Source organism: Bradyrhizobium sp. ISRA442, from assembly GCF_038085055.1.
In the GTDB taxonomy this organism is placed as follows: Bacteria; Pseudomonadota; Alphaproteobacteria; order Rhizobiales; family Xanthobacteraceae; genus Bradyrhizobium.
This window is the reverse complement of the sequence record NZ_JALGCN010000011.1, coordinates 57,950-77,161: the sequence shown is the minus strand read 5'-3', so window position 1 is coordinate 77,161 and position 19,212 is coordinate 57,950. Positions and strand designations below refer to the sequence as shown.

The following is a 19,212-nucleotide window of genomic DNA, read 5'->3' as shown; positions in this document are numbered from 1 at the left end:
GCTGACTCTGCTGCCATGACGGTGGCAGCAGAGCCGTGCTAGGTGCCCGCATCTAGCTCCGTGAGGGAACGCCCGTGGGAGAGTGGATCGGGGTTGCGATCGCGCTGGCGTCCAGCAGTCTCGGCGGCACCGCGGCGGCGATCACCCGCTATCTCGTCGGCGGAGGCGACCCGATCCTTCTTGCGATCCTGCGCTGGGGCATCGGCTTTGCCTGCCTGTTGCCGAGTGCGCTCCTGATCGGCGTCCGCTGGCCGTCACGGCGCGACCTGCCGGCCGTGGCGCTGCTCGGCGTCTGCTTCTTCGGCTTGTTCTTCATCTTCTACAATATCGCGGTGTCCTACACGACCGCCGCGCGCGCCAGTCTCGCGTTGGCCACGCTGCCGCTCCACACCATGGTGGTCGGCGCGCTTCTCGGCGTCGAGCGGCTGACGGCGCGCAAGGTCACCGGCGTCGGCATCGCAGTGGTCGGCGTGACGGGGGCGCTCGCGGCGGGGCTGGCGCTAAGCCCGCCGGGTGCCTGGCGTGGCGAGCTGATCATGACCGGGGCCGTGTTCTGCATGGCGTTCTACAATGTGCTGTCGCGCCCCTTGATGCAGCGCTCCAGCGCGCTCGGCTTTCTCACGGTCGGCATGGGCGCGGGCGCCGTCGCGCTGATCCTGGTGGGCTTTCTGCGCGGCAGCTTTGCGGCGCTCGATCATTTCACGGCGGCGCAGTGGACCGCCGGTGTCTATCTCGGCGTTGGCGGTGGCGCGCTTGCCTTCATCCTCTGGGTCAAGGCGCTGGAACGTGCGACGCCGACCCGCGTCGCCAATACGATGACGGTCAATCCGATCGCGGCAGCCTTGCTCGCAGCGCTGCTGGTCGGCGAGCCGATCACGCCCAATCTGCTCGCCGGGCTCGTCGCAGTGTTCGCCGGCATCTGGATCGCCACCAGCGAGGCAAAGAGCTGGCCGCGGGTATGATCAATCCGGCCGGTCCTCGGCAGGGATCAGAAACAGCGCAGCCAGCGCCGAGAGGCTGAGCGCGGACGAGACGATCAGCACCTTGGCTCCCATGACGTCGATGAGCAGACCGAAGGCGAGTGGCGCTACCGCCTGCGCCATGCGCGCCGGCGCGCCGATGATGCCGAGGCGATAGCCGAAATCCTTCGGGCCGAAGATCGCGAGCGGCAGCGTGCCGCGCGCAATCGTCAAAATGCCGTTGCCGGAGCCGTGGAACAGCGCGAAGGCGCTCGCCGCGGCGCCGCCGAAGATCGCCACGATCACCGCGCCGATCGGGTGGGTGAGGCAGGCGAGCCGCGTCGACCACAGCGGATGGAAGCGGCTGAGGAAACCCGCTTCGAGAATGCGCGCGCCGACCTGTGCCGGGCCGATCAGCGCGCCGGCCGCGATCGCCTCGACGGGCGTCGCGCCGGTGGTCTCGAGAATGCGCGGAAAATGCGCGGCCATCGCACCGGTCACGGTCCAGACCGCGGCGAAGATGAAGGCGAGCAGGATCATGGTGCGGTCGAGCGGCAAATGCGGCTTCGTCGCGGTCGCCGCGGCCTGCTTTGCGCCCTTGATCGCCGGCAGCACGAAGCAATTCAGGGGCAGGCCGATCAGGATGTTGGCGGCCGCCCAGGCAAAACAGGTATCGCGCCAGCCGATATGCGATAGGCCCCAGGCGGTGAGGGGCCAGCCGACGGTCGAGGCAAACCCCGCCATCAGCGTGATGCCCGTGATCGAGCCGCGTGCCTCGGTGCCGTAGATGCGGCCAAGCGCGGCGAAGGCGGCATCATAGAGTCCCATCGCCATGCCGATGCCGAGCACGAGCCAGGCGATCGCCATCACCGTGATGGATTGCGAGAACCCAAGCAGCACGAGGCCGGCGGCAATCGTCACGTTGGAGGCCGACAGAACCTGCCGTCCGCCGACGAGGTCTATCTGTCGCCCGATGCGCGGGCCGAGCATCGCGGAGATGACGAGCGACGCCGAGAACGCGCCAAAGATCCAGTTGGAGGAGACGCCGAGGTCATGCGCCATGGGATCGGCGAGCAGCGCCGGCAGGTAGTAGCTGGAGGCCCAGGCCAACGTCTGCGTGGTGCCAAGCGCCAGGATGATCGGAAGCTGTCGCTGGCTCATATCCTGGCGTTTCTGGTTCGAGTCGGCGGCGATGTCATCGATCGCATTTGCGGCCCGCGGGCAGAGCGCGTCAACCGCGCCTGCGGCATATTCGGCCTGCAGTAGGCGAGAGCCTTGAGGCTGCACGGCCTGCGAGCGGCTTCCGCCTTTCGCTCGTCACGAATGCACGCCATAATGGCGCATGCAATTGACCTCCCGCCTCGAGCTGATGAACTGGCTGACCGGCCAGGGTCTCACCGGCCTGCCCGAAAATGAACTGCTCCGCGGTTTCTGCGAGCGCTGCCGCGCCGAAGGGCTGGAACTCTCGCGTGGGCTCGTCGTCATCGACACGCTGCATCCGATCTATGAGGGCCGTGGCTTTCGCTGGAGCGACCGGCCGAGCAATGAGAGCGACGTGTTCGAATACGGCTCGACCGCCGAAGGCGATGCCGCCAGGAGCTGGCGCCGCTCGGTGTTCTTTCACATGCTGGAGCACGGCCACGATGAGATGGTGATCGATCTCGCCGACGCGGCGTCGCTCGATTTTTCGCAGATCGGCGAACTCGCCGAAAAGGGACACCGGCACTATCTCGGCTTCGTGCACCGCTTCGGCGAGACTGGTGCGCTCGGCCTGATGGATTGCCTCTATTCCTGTTGGACCACGCGTCGCGCCGACGGCTTCAGCGAAGCCGAGCTCGCCGCGCTACGCGATCTCGTGCCGGTGCTGGGGCTCGCAATCAAGTCGGCACAGCAGGTCGACATCGTGCGTACGCTGGGCCGCGTCTATCTCGGACGCGATGCCTCCGAGCAGGTCTTGCGCGGACGCATCTCGCGCGGCGTTACCGAACGCATAAACGCCGTGCTGTGGTACTCTGATTTGCGCGGCTCGACCGGAATCAGCGAGAGCATAGGGCCGGACGAGATTATCCCGTTCCTCAACGACTACGCGCAGGCCGTGATCGATGCGATCCACGATGCCGGCGGCGATGTGTTGAAGCTGATCGGCGACGGCGTGCTCGCGATGTTCACCGACGGCGACATGGCGGCGGCGCGCCGTGCGGCGCTGCGGGCCGAACATCTGTTCCGCAAGAACGCCGTGGCATTGAATACGCGGCGGGCGGCCGACGGCCGTCCGACCACGTCGGCCTATATCGGCCTCCATGTCGGCGAAGTCTTCTACGGCAATATCGGCAGCGAGGACCGGCTCGACTTTACGGTGGTGGGGCCGACCGTCAACGAGGTCAGCCGCATCGCCTCGATGAGCCGCTCGGTCGACCGCGAGCTGTTGGCATCGGCGGAATTCTACCAGGGCTTAGATGCCACCGGCCGCCGCTATCTCGTCTCCACCGGCCGCTACGCGCTCCGCGGCATCGGTCGCGCCCAGGACCTCTATACGCTCGATCCGGATATCGATGCGAGCGAACCGGTGACGGGGAGCTACGAGCGGTATCTGGCGGGTTAGGCCCGGCTATCTCAACACACTCCGTCATTGCGAGCGCAGCGAAGCAATCTAGAGTCTTTCCACGGGTGCATTCCTGGATTGCTTCGCTGCGATCGCAATGACGAGGTGGCACTAGCACGCGCGCACCGGTGCGCCGTCCTCCACCATGTCCGGCTGCCGGTCCAGCGCCACGGCGGGCGAGAGCAGGATCACCAGCGCCTGCACGGCGAACACCGCTGCCGCGAGATAGAGGCATGCCTCCGCGCTCCAGAAGCCGCCGACGACTGCGCCGAGCGCCGAGCCGAGCGGGCGGGCGCCGTAGCTCATGATGTTGATTGCGGAGACGCGGCCGAGCAGGCGCGGCGGCGTCACGGACTGACGCAAGGTTGTGGTCGAGATCACCCAGAGAATCGGCCCGACGCCGAGCAGGAAGAAGCTCAAGCCTGCAAGCCAGGGCGAGGGGACCAGCACCGTCAGTGCCATCACCACCGCGGCAATGAGGCCGGTGACCGGGCCGAGGCCGATGACGGTGCCGAAGGCGATGCGGCGCATTACGCGCGTCGCAACCAGCGCGCCGATCACCATGCCGACGCCGTACATCGCCAGCACGATGCCGACGCCTGTGGCCGACAGGCCGAGATGCCGCACGGCATAGGGTACGAACACCGCGAGCTGCAGGAACCAGCCGGTATTGAAGATGAATTGGGTGACGAACACCGGCCGCAGCAGCGCGTGGTGGAACACGAAGGCGGCGCCTTCGCGGATATCCTGGAACGGATGGCGCCGCGGGGTGGGCGCACGGGCGGGTTCGTAGAGGCCGGAGAGCAGCGCCACGGCGATGGCCGAAAGCGCAGCGGCAAAGGCGAAGGCGGGGCTCGCCCCAAGCCAGCCGACCAGGGTGCCGCCGAGCGCAGGACCGCTGGCAAAGGCGATGGTGCGCGCGAGTTCGATCCGCGCATTCGCTGCCGGCAACAGCTCCGAACTGACCAGCGAGGGCACCAGCGCCGGGGCGGCCACGCTATAGACGACGGTGCCGCACACCGCGGCAAAGCCGAGCAGCGCGAGCAACGGTAGGTTGAGCGCGCCGAGCCAGAGCAGCAGCACGATAGCCGCGAGCGCAGCCGCCCGCAGCGCCTCGGCGCCCGCCATCAGCGAGCGCCGGGAGATGCGATCGGCGAGCAGGCCGGCCGGAATCGCAAACAGCACGAAGGGCAGGGTGAGCGCGGTTTGCAGCAGGCCGGTCTGGCCTTCCGCGACGCCGAGCGTCAGCACGGCCACGATGGGCGCGGCCGCGAGTGCGATCTGCTCGGCGGACTGCGCCGCCAGGTTGGACCAGGCGAGGCGGTTGAACGTGTCGGGAAGACGAGAGGTCGTTGTCATGGCACATGTCCTGCAAAGTCGATCACGTGCCAGTATTTCCTTCAGGCGACCGCCAAACCCACCCGCTTCCCGACAGGATGGGAACCGGTGCGCCTAGATGCAGTTGCAAATGAGTTGCAATAAGGTCCGACTTCGGTATTCTGCCAGCATGGATGCCCGTTCGCCCGATTTGACCCCTGACGCTGCCGGTTGGCGCACTGATGCGCCCACCGCCAAAAGCCTTGCCGAGGTGAATGCCACGGTCGCCGTTCCGGCCGCAGGCCGCTGGTGGCGACGACTGCTCGCTTTTGTCGGTCCGGGCTACCTCATCTCGGTCGGCTACATGGACCCGGGCAACTGGGCGACCGACCTCGCCGGCGGGTCGAAGTTCGGCTACACGCTGCTGTCTGTCATCCTGCTCTCGAACTTGATGGCGATCCTGCTGCAATCACTCGCGGCAAGGCTCGGCATCGTCACCGACCGCGATCTCGCGCAGGCCTGCCGCGCGACCTATTCGCCTGGTGTGAACTTCCTGCTCTGGCTCGCCTGCGAGGCGGCGATCATCGCCTGCGATCTCGCCGAGGTCATCGGCACCGCGATCGCGCTGAAGCTCCTGTTCGGCATTCCCCTGATCGGCGGCGCGCTGCTCGCCGCGCTCGACGCCTTCCTGCTGCTGCTTCTGATGAACCGCGGCTTCCGTTTCCTGGAAGCCTTCGTCATCGCGCTGCTTGCCGTGATCGCGATCTGCTTCGCGGTCCAGATCGCGGCCGCGGCGCCGCCGGTCGCGGAGGTCTTGCGCGGCTTTGCGCCGAAGGCAGAGATCTTCACCAATCCGGAGATGCTCTACCTCGCGATCGGGATCATCGGCGCCACCGTGATGCCGCACAATCTCTATCTGCACTCCTCGATCGTGCAGACGCGCGCCTATGAGCGCAACGATGCCGGCCGGCGTGAGGCGATCAAATGGGCGACGACGGACTCGACCGTCGCGCTGATGCTCGCGCTGTTCATCAATGCCGCGATCCTCGTGGTCGCAGCGGCGACCTTCCACAGAAGCGGCCATTCCGACGTCGCCGAGATCGGCCAGGCCTTCGAGCTGCTGTCGCCGCTGCTTGGCCTCGGCATCGCTTCGACGCTGTTCGCGGTGGCACTGCTCGCCTCGGGCCTCAACTCGACGGTGACGGCGACGCTGGCGGGGCAGATCGTGATGGAAGGCTTTCTCGACCTGCGCCTGCCGAGCTGGGCGCGCCGTCTGCTCACGCGCGGCATCGCGATCGTTCCGGTAATCATCGTGACGGCGATCTATGGCGAGCGCGGTACGGCCGATCTCTTGGTGTTCAGCCAGGTCGTGCTGTCGATGCAGCTTCCCTTCGCGGTCATCCCCTTGGTGCGCTTCGTCTCCGACCGCCGCAAGATGGGCAAGTTCGCGATTTCCGCGTCCGTCGCGGCAATCGCGTGGATCGTCGCGGGCGTGATCGTGATTTTGAACCTGAAGCTGCTGTTCGATACGATGTTCGGGTAATTGCGCAGCGGCCGCACCGAAGCCCGGTTGTCCGTTATGCCTTACGACGGGCCTTTCGGGGCTTGGACGGTTGGGACACCACGCGGCGTCGCGGCTCATATGGGCTGAACGGATTCACATCGAGATCGACAATCTTCACGCATTGCTGGCGCTCGCGATGACTTGAGCCCGCGTGCCATTCACCACTGCGGAGTTCGACGTTGCGCATCTCGGCGACCTTGAGGCACTTCCATTCGCCTTCGGGCGGCAGACCTTTGCTGGAGCCCCCAGCAAACTGAAAGGCAAGCGTGTATTCCTGGCCATCGGTATGGCCCAATATTGCGGGGCAGATTGCGCGCGGGTGGCCTTGATAGAAGCAGAGCACTTGCTGTCGCTCGATCATCGCCCGTGCGATCAAGTCATAGGTGCTCGACAAGGACGCCTCCTTGGCCGTTGCGACCTTTCACGTTTTCCATTGAACGGCCCCGACGAGACCGGCGCCGGTCAGTCCTGCGGCTCGGACGCATCATCTCCCTGTGCGTCGACGCGCAGCCAGCCCGACGGCGCGAGGCGCTGCTGCGGCAGGAAGCGGGCCTTGTAGTCCATCTTCTTCGAGCCTTCGATCCAGTAGCCGAGATAGACGTAGGGCAGTCCCTGGCGGCGGGCGCGGGCGATGTGGTCGAGGATCATGAAAGTGCCGAGCGAGCGGCTGACCTGGCTCGGCTCGAAGAAGGAATAGACCATCGACAGCCCGTCGCTGAGCACGTCGGTGAGTGCGACTGCGAGCAGCTCCTCGCCACGGCCGGTGACGCCGCTGTCGGGGCCGCGCCTGCGGTACTCGATGATGCGGGTCTCGACATGGCTGTCCTCGACCATCATGGCGTAGTCGAGCACGGTCATGTCGGCCATGCCGCCGTGGCGGTGGCGGGCGTCGAGATAGGCGCGGAACACCGAATATTGTTCGGAGGTCGGTACCGCGCTGCGCTGCTCGCCGATCACGTCGGCATTGCGCGCCAACACTTTGCGGAAATTACGGGAGGGACGGAACTCGTTGGCGATAACCCGGACCGAGACGCAGGCGCGGCACTGATCGCAGGCGGGCCGGTAGGCGATGGACTGACTCCGGCGGAACCCACCATGGGTCAGGAGGTCGTTCAGGTCGCCGGCGCGATCCCCGACGAGGTGCGTGAACACCTTGCGCTCGTGCCGGCCTGGCAGATAGGGGCAGGGGGAGGGCGCCGTGAGGTAAAACTGGGGGGTATCGCGCGAGTGCTGGGTCAAGGTGCGTCGTAGGCCTCCGAAGTAGATATAAGCATCGCGCTACGGAGGCCGGCGGTCAATCGATTAGCTCAATAGGTTCGCGCCGCGTGAGGGGCAGGTGCGCGGACCGAATTGTTAATCACGACGGTTCCGAGCACGACATCGTGCAGCAGGCGCCGGCGGCCGTTGAACAGGCCGACCAGGACCACGAAGGGTGAAAGGAACGAGACCGACACCCAGAACAGCACGGCATGCGTGGCACCGAGCACGAAATAGCCGGGCGCGCCGTACCAGGTGCGCAACTCCAGATCCATGACCCGCATGCCGATCGTCGCCGACGACGGACCACCGATGCAGGCGCCGTAGTAGACGATGGCCCAGATCACCGATGCCGGCCAAGCCAGCCAGAACAGCGCCCAGCCGAGGCCGAGCGTGACCACGCCGAACACGGCGATGAAGAGGTAGCCGAGGATGACCGGTACCGAGATCACGATCAGGTCGATCAGGAAGGCGAACACCCGCCGCGTCGCAACGCCGCGGAACAGTTCCGGGTGCAAATAGGGATCATAGACATGCGGCTGCACGCCGCCATCATTGCGCCAGGCATTGTCCGGGTCCGAATACGACATAGTCGGTCCTTTCAAGGGAAAACTCCCGTGCCAGGACATGGGAACAGGCCGTCCTCGTGCCAAGGGTGCCCGGGTATTAACAAGCGGAAATATTCCGGCGATTCCGCGCTTGACGCCGCGAGTCGGCTCGGTCGCTCTCCCGCCCATGCTCTCTATCAACTTGAACAGTTGAACGAGGCCGCGCCGCCGGTACGACCCAAGAGAGTGCAGCAACGGCGCAACGATGCGGCTAGCGAACTGACGACAAAACTCACCGCCCCTTGAAGTTCGCCGTGCGCCGCTCTTCCGTCGCCTTGACGCCTTCCTTGAAATCTTCCGTGGCGCGCAGCCGCGTCTGCTCGGCGAGCTCATGGTTGGTCGCGGCCAATACGCGGTCGGCCAATCCTGCGCGCATCGTGGCGCGGGTGGAGATGAGGCCGAGCGGCGAGCACTCGGCGATCTCGCCGGCGAGCTTCATCGCGGCGGATTTCACCTGGTCCTGCGGCACCAGCTCGTTGGCGAGGCCCCATTTGTAGGCCTCTTCGCCGGTGACGCGGCGGCTGGTGTAGAACATCAGCTCGGCGTTGTTCTTGCCGATCAGCTCGGGCAGCGTCACCGTCAGGCCGAAGCCGGGGTGGAAGCCGAGCTTGGTGAAGTTTGCGGCGAAGCGCGCCTCGGGGCAGGTGATGCGGAAATCCGCGGAGACCGCGAGGCCCAATCCGCCGCCGATGGCCGCGCCCTGCACGGCCGCGACGATCGGCTTCTTGGCGCGGAAGATGCGCACGGCCTGGATGTAGAGATGGTTGATGGAGCCGAGGCTGTCGGCCGGATCGCCCTTTGCCGTTCTCTCGGCCGCGCGTGCCTCCTGCTCCTGCCGGGCCGGGTCGTTGAAATTGGCGCCGGCGCAGAACGCCTTGCCCTGCGCCGACAGGACGGACGCGCGGATCTCGATGTCGCGATCGAACTCGTCGAGCGCGTCCGCGATCTGGTTGATCAGCGAAATGTCGAAGAAGTTGAGCGGCGGGCGGCGGATCTCGATGGTGCCGACGTGCCCGATCTTCTCGACGCCGATATCCTTGTAGGTGCTCATGATGATCCTCGAATGATTAGCGCAGGCCAAGTCCGCGCGATTAGCGCAGACCGAGCCCGCGGGCGATGATGCCGCGCAGCACCTCGGTGGTGCCGCCCTGGATGGTGAGTTTCGGCGCGGTCTTGATGGCGAAATCGAGCTGCCGCTCCAGCGTTTCGCGGTTGGTCGCGGTCTCCTCGACGAAGGCGGCGAGGTCGCGCACGCGGTGCGGAAGCTGCTGCTCCCACACCGTGCCGATGTCCTTGACGATGGAAGCTTCCACCACCGGCTCCTTGCCGGCCTGGAGCATGCCGGCAACGGAGACCGACATGCGCCGCATGGTGTGGAGCTGCGCCACCAGCCGGCCGATGCCTTCGGCGCTGCGCGTGTCCGGATCGCTGCCGACCGCGCGCACCAGCTCGGTCAGCACGTAGTAGGTCTCCAGGAAGCGCTCGGGGCCGCTGCGCTCATAGGCGAGCTCCGATGTCGCCTGCTTCCAGGCGCCGTCGACTTCGCCGAGCACGTGATCGTCTGGGATGAAGTAGTCGGTGAAGACGACTTCGTTGAACTCGTACTGACCGGTGATCTGGCCGATCGGGTTCACCTTGATGCCCGGCTGCTTCATCTTGACCAGGAACTGGGTCAGGCCGTGGCGGCGGTTTTCCTTGGTCGGCGGCGAGGTGCGGAAGATCGCGATCATGTAGTCGGCGATATGCGCCGATGAGGTCCAGATCTTGGTGCCGTTGATGAGATAGCCGCCATCGGTCTTGGTCGCGCGCGTCTTCGCCGCGAACAGGTCTGAGCCCGAATTCGGCTCGCTCATGCCGATGGCAAAGCACAGCTCGCCGCGACAGATGCGCGGCAGGATCTCCATCTTGATGTGCTCGGGAGCATACTTCAAAAGCACCGGCCCGCTCTGGCGGTCGGCGACGAAGAAGCGCCGCGTCGGCGCATTGGCGACGCGCATCTCTTCCGTCACGACATAGCGCTCGAGGAAGGAACGTTCCTGGCCGCCATATTTCTTCGGCCATGTCATGCCGAGCCAGCCCTTGGCGCCGACCCGGCGGGAAAATTCCGGCGCGTCGGTGTCCTCGCGGTTGGGCTTGTGCGGATCAAAGGTGCCGGCGGCGATTTCCTCAGCGAGGAAGGCGCGCACTTCCTTGCGGAGCTGCTCGCATTCGGGAGGGAGGCGGATCGGATCGAAACGGAGGGCAGCAGTCATTGATGTCTCGTCCTCTGATCAGCGCGAAGCCACGAGCGGCCACAATTCATCGGCGCCGCGACTGGCAACCAGCCTGCCGAGTTCGACGGCCCAGTGACTCTCCGAGCCGAAATCGTCGCGCCAGGCCAAAGCCCGCAGCGAGTAGCGGTGCAGGATGTGCTCCATGGTGAAGCCGATCGCTCCGTGCACTTGATGCGCGATGCTGCCGCCCTTTTCCGCGGCTTCGGCGCAACGGATCTTTGCCGAGGCGGCCTCGAGGTAGATCTCGTCATCGAAGGCTTTTGCATTCGCGACGGCGTCGGCGGCTGAGGTCGCAGCCGCGAGCGCCGCGGCGGACTCGCCGGCGAGGCGGGCGAGATTGTGCTGCACGGCCTGGAATTTCGAGATCTTCTTCTCGAAGGCGACCCGCTCGTTGGAATAGCGCACGGAAATGTCGAGCATCGACTCCAGCGCACCGGCGATCTGTAGGCTGCGCGCGACGCCGCCCATCAGCATCAGGGTGATCTGGTCAAAAGCGTTTGGCGCCGGCTTGATGGTGACGGGATCGACGTTGTCGAGAGTCACCGCGTCGCTGTGGTCGTAGCCGACATTGAGTCCGGCTTCGATCCGCACTTTGGCCGCGTCGACCAGCGCAATCGAGACGCCATCCTTGCCGTGCACCAGCACCGCAAAATGCCTGGCCGCCTTCGCAAAGGGTACGCCGCGGGCGCGGCCGGAGAGCGAACCGTCGGCGTTGAGCGTGATGCGATCCTTCGGGCTTGCCGGCACGACCGTCATCTCGCCGTCGGGGGAGGCGATCTTCGCCTGCGCGAGCAACCAGCCCGCGAGCATGGTCTCGGCCAGCGGAACCGCGATCGCAAAGCGTCCGGCGGCGTTGAGCAGGGCAAAGCCGTCGGCAAGGCTCGCGCCGGAGCCACCGAGATCCTCCGGCACCCAGGACCGCGGCAGGCCGGCTTCGCTCAGCGCCTGCCACAGCGGCGCCTTCCACGCGTCCTTCTTGTCGTTATTGATGGTTTGCGGATCGGCGAGATCGGCGAAGATCTTCTCCGCGGTCTCGACGACGATATTGTCACTCTCCGCCACAGCGTTCCCCGTGTTTTGCCATTGGCACGCCCGGCCCGGTGGCAGGCGCGCGGGTCTCTTCTTGCGCCCGATGATCGGAAAAAGCCATGGCCGTGACAAGCGTTGATCGCAGGTCCATCTGCGGCGCGGGCATGGGCAGAAAGACTAATTCCGCTTTGCGGAGTTTGGTCGATTTGCAGGGCGCGGCAAACTCGCTAAACAGAGCCCCTTACATCCAAGAGCTTGCATTCAACTCAGGGGAAGGAAATCCGGATGGCAAAGGACGGCTTGTGCGCAATCGTGACGGGGTCCGCATCCGGCCTCGGGGCGGCGACCGCGCAAATTCTCTCGCGGAGCGGCGCGCGGCTCGTCATCAACTATTCCTCCAGTCAGAAGGAAGCCGAGTCGACCGCCGAGGCCTGCCGCAAGGCGGGCGCGGCGGAAGTTGTGATCGTACAGGGCGATGTCTCGCGCGATGAGGATTGCCGCAAGATCGTTGCGGCGGCCGCGCCCTGGGGTCGGCTCGACGTGCTCATCAACAATGCCGGCACCACCAAGCACGTCGCCCATGGCAATCTCGACGGGCTCTCCTCGGAGGATTTTCAGCGGCTGTTCGGCGTCAACACCATCGGACCGTTCCAGATGGTGCGCGCGGCGCGCAGCCTGCTCGAAGCCGGCGCGAATGCATCGGGGCGGCCGTCGGCGGTGGTGAACGTGTCCTCGGTCGCCGGCATCAGCGGCGTCGGCTCGTCGATCGCCTATGCCGCGAGCAAGGGTGCGCTCAACACCATCACGCTGTCGCTGGCGCGCGCGCTTGCGCCGCTGATCCGCGTCAACACGGTCTGCCCCGGCTATATCGATACGCCCTGGTTCACCAAGGGCCGCGGTGAGGAAGGTGCCAAGCAGGTTCGCGATAATGTGGTGGCGAAGGTGCCGCTGAAGGTCGCGTCAACGGCAGAGGACATCGCGCAGCTTGTCTGCTTCCTCGCAACGCCGGCGTCGAGCAACATGACCGGCGAGATCGTGCGCATGGATGCCGGGCTGCATTTGATTACGTAACTCGTCATTGCGAGCCAACGGGTCCGCGCGGAGCGCGGCCCGATGACAGGCTCCGCGAAGCAATCCAGAAGGTATCCGCGGTGGCAGTCTGGATTGCTTCGTCGCAAGAGCTCCTCGCAATGACGGTGTATGAGGGTTGCTGCGGAGAACACAACGTGGATGCCCGGGACAAGCCGGGGCATGGTGATGACGCGGCAACGCGCCGTTCTTCAGCAAGTAGCGTCGCTACCCCTTGATCACGCCGCTCGCGACCAGGCGGTGCCAGATGAACAGCACCACCACCGCGCCGATGGTGGCGGTGATGAAGCCGGCGCCCTGGTCGGGGCCGTAGTGGCCGATGGCCTGGCCGATGAAGGTGGCGAGGAACGCGCCGGCGATGCCGAGGACGGTGGTGAGAATGAAGCCGCTCGGGTTGTTCGGTCCCGGCGCGAGCCAGCGCGCGATGAGGCCGGCGATGAAGCCGACGATGATGATCCACAACAGGCCACCCACGCTCATGTCAGTGCTCCCCTTCCTGAACGCCTAAAGCATGATCCGGACCCGAACGGCCGCGTTGGCGCAACGCGTGCAGCGATCTTCCGAAAAGATCATGCTCAAACCAACCTAAGACTTCGATTAGATTCTGCCCGAGATCTCGTTCTCGGTCGGCAGCCGGCCGTCCGGCGTCAGATGGTCGATCACCTGCGGCAGGTACTGGCTGAGGCCGGAGAGCAGCTCGTCGCGCGACAGGCCGCTCTGGGCGGAGAGGCTCTCGATCTGGTCGGCGCCGAGCGCGTTGGCGAGATCGCCGGGAGCGATGGGCTTGTTTTGACCCTTGCCGACCCAGGAGTTCGCGGTCTCGCCGTGGCCGCCCTGCTGGAGCTGGTTGAGGAGATCGCCGAGGCCACCGCTGAGCACGGTGCCGGCCGCGCCACCCGCGAGCAGGCCGCCAAGGCCGCCCTTGAGCACGTCACCGAGTCCGCCGCCCGCACCCGCATTCACCGGCGGGGGCGCAGGGGTCGGCGACGGCTGCGGCGCGGTGCCGGACTGGTTGGTCGTCAGATGCTTGAACGCCTTCCAGGCGAGCAGGCCGAGGATCGCCATGGTCATCGGCGACATGCCGCCGGAGGATTCTTGTGAGCTCGGCGTGCTCGGACCGCGCGGGCCGTTCTGCATGCCGTTGAGGACGTCGAGTAGACCCATGGTGCTCTCCTTTGGCGTTCTCGATCGGCGAGTTCTCGCCGGTGACAAGCCCCCGGGGCGAAAACATATGGGGCTCTCATGACGGTTACAAGGCAGATGCGACGCAACCGGACGGTGGGCAGCCGGCCTCGCCTCTGCTATCGAGACGGCGGTTCATCCAAGGAGAAGGGGCGTGGTTACGGATCGACCGATCGCGGTGGCCGGCGCGGGCGCCATCGGCTGTTTTGTCGGCGGCATGCTGGCCGCCGGTGGCCGCCGGGTCGCACTCCTGGTGCGGCCGCGGGTGAGGACCGAGATCGAGCGGTTCGGCCTGCGGCTGACCGATTTCGACGGGTCCGAGAACAAGCTCGGCGCGGCCAAGCTCGCACTGTCGGAAGACCCTTCGATCTTCGACAGCGCCGGCATCGTGCTGGTCACGGTGAAAAGCGCCGACACCGCCGATGTGGCTGACCAGATCGCGCTGCATGCGCCGCAGGACGCCGTCGTCGTCTCACTGCAGAACGGTGTCGGCAACGTCGCGGTTTTGCGCGAGCGTCTGGCCGGCCGGCGCGTGCTCGCCGGCATGGTGCCGTTCAATGTCATCGCGATGGGCGATGGGCGCTTCCACCGCTCGACCTCCGGCGATATCCATGTCGAAGCGGACGAGGCGAACACGGCTCTCGCGCTATCGGTGCCGGGCCTCGCGATGCGTGCGAGCCGCGATATCACCGGTGTGCAATGGGGCAAGCTGATCATCAACTTGAACAACGCACTCAGCGCGCTGTCCGACATGCCGCTCGCCGCACAGCTCGCGAGCCGCGAATGGCGGCGGCTGTTCGCAGATCAGATGGAGGAGGGGGTGGCCGTGATGAAGGCCGCCGGCATCATGCCGGTGTCGGCAACGCCGATCCCGCCGAAATGGATGCCGACACTGCTGCGGCTGCCGGATCCGATCTTCAACCTGATCCTGGGACGAACCATGAAGATCGATCCGGAGGCGCGCTCCTCGATGTGGCAGGATTTGAAGCAGGGACGCACGACCGAGATCGACTATCTCCAGGGTGCAATCATCTCGCTTGCCGAGCGCAACGGCGTCGATGTGCCACTGTCGCGTCGCATTGTCGCGCTGATCAGGGAGGCCGAGGCGGCGGGGAAGGGACCGCCGAGGTTGACGCCGCAACAGATCCGCGGCGGGGCGTGATCTCGCGCAGGCTGATAGGAGGAGCGCGATGAAACTTTGTTTGGCAATCGGGCTCACGCTGGCCGCACTCTGCGGCGCATCCACGTTCGCCCAGGCCCGGCCGCCGACGGTCACGGTATCGCCCGGCTACGATGCACGATTGCAGCAGAGCCGGTCGGCGCTGAGCGGGACCACGACGACGGCGAACCCGACAGTGGCGAAGTCCTCGCACAACAAAAAGAAGAAGCATACGAACTGAGGCGCCGCATCCTCAATCGTCGTCCTGGCGAAAGCCAGGACCTATGCCGCGGAATCTATCGATAGCGGACGGTAGGAGTACCGAACGATGTGTCTTCGCCAAACTCCACCCTGGGGACCAGGACGACGATGAAATGTGCTGCGGCGGCGGAATGCCAATTAAATCATTCCGCTTTCACTCGCATCGCGCGGCCCGGGACGACACCAGCAACAGCTCAACCCTTCTTCGCCGGCTTGCTCGGTGTCGGATTGAACAGCTTCTTCAGCTCGTTCAGCCCCTCCGACAGTCGCGGCCATTCGCAGGAAAACGCGCCTTTGGTGCAGGCTGCGCCCTTCGGTCGCGGCCGCGCGTCGGCGCCCGCCTGCTGGACTTTCGGCCGTACGACCGGAACGGGCACGCGCTCGACCTCGCTGCGCAGCGCGATCTGCTGGAGTTGCTGTTCCTGCTGCTCACGCTGCTGGCGCGCTGTCGCTTCTGCTGCCGCATTGCTGCGGCGCTGATTGGCGAGATAGGCGGTGTAGGATTGGTCGATCTTCTTCTGCTCCTCCGGCGTCGGATTGGGGCCGGCAATGTCGAAGGTGCGGTCCTGCAGGAAGTCGTAATAGGTATAGCCGCCGCCTGGCTTACGGCGACCGGCGAATTTCGCGTTGCATTCGGCAAGCGCCGTTGTCTTCTCCGCCTTGGTGGCGGACTTCTCGGCGGCGTCAGCGCATTCCTCGAAGTCGACCGGCGCGCGCTTCCACCATTGGGCGTGGCCATGCGACATAGGCAGGACCAATCCTGCCACAGCAACGACGGGCAGCGCCGCACGACGCAATGCAATCACGGACGACATTCTTCCAAGGGTAATTTCTAGAGGACTCAACCCGAACTGAATCGGACCGGATTTTTGCCCCTTTATAGCCGGCTTGTCACCCGTGGAACCCGGGAATTTCATGGCTGGGATGCTGACATTTTTTGCTTGACGTGGCACGTCGATCACAGCTCGTGATGCAATGCGCGGATAGTTTGGCGGCTTCGCAAATCGAAGAGCAAGAGAGAGAGGATAACAGGGTAGCGTGTTCGCTGCGAACGGGGCGGCGTCCAACGGCAATCTGGTGAAGACCGTTACGCACGCACGTCTCGCGATCGATCCATGCGCGATCATCGCGCGGGTACGGGTCCCGGCGCAATGTTTTCACCGGCGTTGCAACGGCGACACGATGCTCACTCGTTCGATCTGTTGAGCTTGCGCGGCGGAGCGATGATGCGGATGGCTTGAAGGAGCTGCCGTGGCTGTTACACTTTGGCTCGTGAGCGCCTCACCCTCGCGGCGACACCAAGAAGACGAAGTGGAAACGCCTGATGCTGCTGCCCCTGTCCGACGTGCCGCGCTGGTACGCTGAACGCAAACCGCAAGGCACGATCGCCGTCCGCCATGGGCAGGATACGCTGACATGGGACGAACTCGAGCGCGGCGCCAACCGGCGCGCGCGGGCGTTCGCCGCCAGGGGTGTCAAACCCGGCGATTTCGTCGCGATCGGGCTTCCCAACGGCAATGCGTTTTTCGAGACCAGTTTTGCGGTGTGGAAGTGCGGCGCGACGCCGACTTCGCTGTCATGGCGGCTGCCGCGCGGCGAGGCGGCGGCGGTGCTGGACATCCTGAAGCCCGCGCTGGTGGTCGGCGGCGAGGCCGACTGGAATGCGCCGAACCGTCTCCCTGCCGATTTCGTGCCGCAAGGATTCTCCGATGAGCCGTTGACACCGCCGGTGGCGCGCTACTGGAAGGCGATGACCAGTGGCGGCTCGACCGGCCGGCCGAAGGTGATCCTCGATCATCATCCTGCCGTGACCGACACTGCCGCGCCGCCGCCGCTCGGCATTCCCGTCGGCGCCTCGCTGCTCAATCCCGGGCCACTCTACCACAATGCGCCGTTCATCCTGTCGCATTACGCGCTGTTCGCCGGCGGCAAGCTTACCGGCCTCGTCAAGTTCGATGCCGAGGAGACGCTGCGGCTGATCGAGCGCGAGCGCGTGCAATGGGTCAATTTTGTGCCGACGATGATGCACCGGATTTGGGCGCTGCCGGAGAACGTCCGCAACGCCTACGACCTATCGAGCTTGCAGATCGTATTCCACATGGCAGCTCCGATGCCACCCTGGCTGAAGGAAAACTGGATCGCCTGGCTCGGCCCGGAGCGGATCTGGGAGCTCTATGGCGGCACCGAGCGGCAGGGCTCCTGCGTCATCTCGGGTACGGAGTGGCTCACGCACAAGGGCTCGGTCGGCAAGATCGGCGACATGGCAAAGCTGCGCATCATCGGCGAGGATGGGTACGACGTCGCGCCGGGCGAGACCGGCGAAATCTATTTCCTCAACAATGACGGCACGGACGTCACCTATCACTATCTCGGCGCCGAGCCGAAGCGCCGCGCCGATGGCTGGGAGTCGCTCGGCGATATCGGCAGGCTTGATGCGGAGGGTTATCTCTATCTCGGCGACCGGCTCGCCGACATGGTCCTGCGCGGCGGCGCCAACATCTATCCGGCCGAGGTCGAGGCCGCGGTCTCCGCCTGTCCCGGCGTGCGCTCCTGCGTGGTCGTGGGATTGCCCGATCCGGAGTTCGGCCAACGCGTGCATGCGATCATCGAGCCGGAGGCCGATGCAGACGGGCAGGCGATCGCCGACGGCATGGCGGCATTCCTGAGGGACAGGCTGAGCCGCTACAAGCATCCGGAGAGTTTCGAGATCGTCGGTACCCCGCCGCGCGATGATTCCGGAAAAGTCCGCCGCACGCTGTTGCGCGACGAGCGCGCGGCGTGGATGAAGGAAGGACGCGCCTTCCGGATTCTGCCGTCGAAGGCGCCGGCGCACGCCGACTGAGAGAATCACGGAAGGACTGGACTTTCATGACCATCACCATCGCTGCGAAAAGCGTGCCGAAACCCCCTGCCGACCTGATCGAGGGATTTCGGAACGCGCCGACTTCAGTCATATCAGACAATCTCGGCCGGCTGCCGGGGGCCGTTGGGCCGAAGCCGTTTCATCGCAGCGGCAAGCTGGTGGGGACGGCCTTCACGGTGCGCACCCGGCCCGGCGACAATCTCGCCATCCACCGCGCGCTCGAGCTGGTCGGGCCTGGCGATGTCATCGTGGTCGACGGCGGTGGTGACGAGACGCGGGCGCTGGTCGGCGAGATCATGAAGAACATCGCCGAGTGGCGCAAAGCGGAGGGCTATGTCATCGACGGCGCGATCCGGGATGTCGCGGCCTTCGCCGCCTCCGACTTTCCTTGCTTCGCCCGCGCGGTGATCCACCGCGGCCCCTACAAGAATGGTCCCGGCGAGATCAACGTGCCGGTCTCGATCGGCGGCTCGGTGGTCTCGCCCGGCGACATCGTCGTTGGCGACGGGGACGGCGTGGTGTCGTTTCCCGCCGCGATTGCCGCGGGCCTGCTGGATGCGGTGCGCGCCCAGGTCGCGCGCGAGGAGGAGACGCTGAAGGCGATCCGCGAGGGCCGCTATCAGGGTTCCTACGGCAAATCCTGATCGAGAGGGGAGGACGGCGTGAGCCAGAAGGACGAATTCCACAATCTCGACAATCCAAGCGACGGCCTGTTTCGTGAGCTCGCGCCGGGCCTGACCACGCGCATCTTCTCCGGCGAGCAGGCGATGCTGTCGGTGGTGACGCTGGCGCCGCATGCGGAAGGCACGCTGCATCATCACCCGGAAGAGCAATGGGGCGTTCTGCTCGAAGGCTCGGCGATCCGCGTCCAGGGCGGCGAGGAGATTGCCGTGAAGAAGGGTGACTTCTGGCGTACGCCCGGTAACGTGCCGCACACGATGCGTGCCGGCCACGACGGCGCCCGCGTGCTGGACATATTTAGTCCGCCGCGGCCGGAATACAGGAAACCGGGATCCGGCTTCGGGACGACCTAAAGCGCCAAAATGCAA

20 protein-coding genes are annotated in these 19,212 nt (G+C 65.6%); 9 read left to right on the top strand and 11 right to left on the bottom strand.

Features of this window, described 5'->3' with window-relative positions; genetic code table 11:
- Positions 1–74: 74 nt before the first annotated feature.
- Entirely contained in the window at positions 75–962 is an 888-nt protein-coding gene (locus tag MTR72_RS22955) for a DMT family transporter (protein WP_341511060.1), read from the top strand.
- On the opposite strand, the gene MTR72_RS22950 is transcribed toward MTR72_RS22955, so the two are convergent.
- Positions 963–2,120 carry an MFS transporter gene (locus MTR72_RS22950; RefSeq protein ID WP_341511208.1) on the bottom strand — a complete coding sequence of 386 codons (1,158 nt, stop codon included), beginning with the start codon at positions 2,118–2,120 and terminating at the stop codon, positions 963–965. It abuts the gene before it with no gap.
- Between the two features lie 181 nt (positions 2,121–2,301).
- Between MTR72_RS22950 and MTR72_RS22945 the strand changes: the two genes are divergently transcribed.
- On the top strand, positions 2,302–3,561 hold the full coding sequence (locus MTR72_RS22945) for an adenylate/guanylate cyclase domain-containing protein (protein ID WP_341511059.1): 1,260 nt from the start codon (positions 2,302–2,304) through the stop codon (positions 3,559–3,561).
- Between the two features lie 111 nt (positions 3,562–3,672).
- Here the strand turns inward: MTR72_RS22945 and MTR72_RS22940 are convergent, their stop codons facing one another.
- Positions 3,673–4,920: an MFS transporter gene (locus tag MTR72_RS22940; RefSeq protein WP_341511058.1), complete on the bottom strand. Its 1,248-nt coding sequence runs from the start codon at positions 4,918–4,920 to the stop codon at positions 3,673–3,675.
- A gap of 148 nt (positions 4,921–5,068) precedes the next feature.
- Here MTR72_RS22940 and MTR72_RS22935 point away from each other — a divergent pair, with 148 nt between their 5' ends.
- Positions 5,069–6,421 (top strand): Nramp family divalent metal transporter, encoded by a 1,353-nt coding sequence (locus MTR72_RS22935; RefSeq protein ID WP_280970536.1) that lies wholly within the window; start codon positions 5,069–5,071, stop codon positions 6,419–6,421.
- A 34-nt stretch (positions 6,422–6,455) separates the two neighbouring features.
- Here MTR72_RS22935 and MTR72_RS22930 read toward each other — a convergent pair whose 3' ends face one another.
- The 6 genes from MTR72_RS22930 to MTR72_RS22905 form a co-directional block, all read right to left on the bottom strand.
- On the bottom strand, positions 6,456–6,836 hold the full coding sequence (locus MTR72_RS22930; protein ID WP_280970537.1) for a hypothetical protein: 381 nt from the start codon (positions 6,834–6,836) through the stop codon (positions 6,456–6,458).
- Positions 6,837–6,904: 68 nt separating this feature from the next.
- Complete coding sequence (locus MTR72_RS22925; RefSeq protein ID WP_341511057.1) at positions 6,905–7,681, bottom strand: arginyltransferase; 777 nt, start codon at positions 7,679–7,681, stop codon at positions 6,905–6,907.
- Between the two features lie 68 nt (positions 7,682–7,749).
- Positions 7,750–8,289 carry an RDD family protein gene (locus tag MTR72_RS22920; RefSeq protein ID WP_341511207.1) on the bottom strand — a complete coding sequence of 180 codons (540 nt, stop codon included), beginning with the start codon at positions 8,287–8,289 and terminating at the stop codon, positions 7,750–7,752.
- Between the two features lie 250 nt (positions 8,290–8,539).
- Complete coding sequence (locus MTR72_RS22915; RefSeq protein WP_341511056.1) at positions 8,540–9,358, bottom strand: enoyl-CoA hydratase/isomerase family protein; 819 nt, start codon at positions 9,356–9,358, stop codon at positions 8,540–8,542.
- 40 nt (positions 9,359–9,398) lie between these two features.
- Positions 9,399–10,559, bottom strand: coding sequence for an acyl-CoA dehydrogenase family protein (locus MTR72_RS22910; protein ID WP_280970541.1), 1,161 nt, complete (start codon positions 10,557–10,559; stop codon positions 9,399–9,401).
- Between the two features lie 18 nt (positions 10,560–10,577).
- Positions 10,578–11,642 (bottom strand): acyl-CoA dehydrogenase family protein, encoded by a 1,065-nt coding sequence (locus tag MTR72_RS22905; RefSeq protein ID WP_341511055.1) that lies wholly within the window; start codon positions 11,640–11,642, stop codon positions 10,578–10,580.
- Positions 11,643–11,894: 252 nt separating this feature from the next.
- Between MTR72_RS22905 and MTR72_RS22900 the strand changes: the two genes are divergently transcribed.
- Positions 11,895–12,680 (top strand): SDR family NAD(P)-dependent oxidoreductase, encoded by a 786-nt coding sequence (locus tag MTR72_RS22900; RefSeq protein WP_341511054.1) that lies wholly within the window; start codon positions 11,895–11,897, stop codon positions 12,678–12,680.
- Positions 12,681–12,905: 225 nt separating this feature from the next.
- On the opposite strand, the gene MTR72_RS22895 is transcribed toward MTR72_RS22900, so the two are convergent.
- Together MTR72_RS22895 and MTR72_RS22890 are read right to left on the bottom strand one after the other, a co-directional pair.
- Positions 12,906–13,178: a GlsB/YeaQ/YmgE family stress response membrane protein gene (locus MTR72_RS22895; RefSeq protein WP_280970544.1), complete on the bottom strand. Its 273-nt coding sequence runs from the start codon at positions 13,176–13,178 to the stop codon at positions 12,906–12,908.
- 117 nt (positions 13,179–13,295) lie between these two features.
- Entirely contained in the window at positions 13,296–13,862 is a 567-nt protein-coding gene (locus MTR72_RS22890) for a YidB family protein (protein WP_280970545.1), read from the bottom strand.
- A gap of 172 nt (positions 13,863–14,034) precedes the next feature.
- On the opposite strand from MTR72_RS22890, the gene MTR72_RS22885 reads away from it, so the two are divergent.
- Both MTR72_RS22885 and MTR72_RS22880 read left to right on the top strand, forming a co-directional pair.
- Positions 14,035–15,042 carry a 2-dehydropantoate 2-reductase gene (locus MTR72_RS22885; RefSeq protein ID WP_341511053.1) on the top strand — a complete coding sequence of 336 codons (1,008 nt, stop codon included), beginning with the start codon at positions 14,035–14,037 and terminating at the stop codon, positions 15,040–15,042.
- 28 nt (positions 15,043–15,070) lie between these two features.
- Positions 15,071–15,280, top strand: a complete 210-nt coding sequence (locus MTR72_RS22880; protein ID WP_280970547.1) for a hypothetical protein — start codon at positions 15,071–15,073, stop codon at positions 15,278–15,280.
- A 214-nt stretch (positions 15,281–15,494) separates the two neighbouring features.
- Here MTR72_RS22880 and MTR72_RS22875 read toward each other — a convergent pair whose 3' ends face one another.
- Complete coding sequence (locus tag MTR72_RS22875) at positions 15,495–16,115, bottom strand: hypothetical protein (protein ID WP_280970548.1); 621 nt, start codon at positions 16,113–16,115, stop codon at positions 15,495–15,497.
- Between the two features lie 509 nt (positions 16,116–16,624).
- On the opposite strand from MTR72_RS22875, the gene MTR72_RS22870 reads away from it, so the two are divergent.
- From MTR72_RS22870 to MTR72_RS22860, 3 genes are read left to right on the top strand one after another with little or no spacing between them, the layout of a single operon-like run.
- The gene (locus MTR72_RS22870; RefSeq protein WP_280970549.1) at positions 16,625–18,142 is read left to right on the top strand and encodes an AMP-binding protein; all 1,518 of its coding nucleotides are present in this window, start codon (positions 16,625–16,627) and stop codon (positions 18,140–18,142) included.
- Between the two features lie 26 nt (positions 18,143–18,168).
- Complete coding sequence (locus tag MTR72_RS22865) at positions 18,169–18,807, top strand: RraA family protein (protein ID WP_280970550.1); 639 nt, start codon at positions 18,169–18,171, stop codon at positions 18,805–18,807.
- An 18-nt stretch (positions 18,808–18,825) separates the two neighbouring features.
- Complete coding sequence (locus MTR72_RS22860; protein WP_341511052.1) at positions 18,826–19,197, top strand: cupin domain-containing protein; 372 nt, start codon at positions 18,826–18,828, stop codon at positions 19,195–19,197.
- The last annotated feature ends 15 nt before the right edge of the window (positions 19,198–19,212 follow it).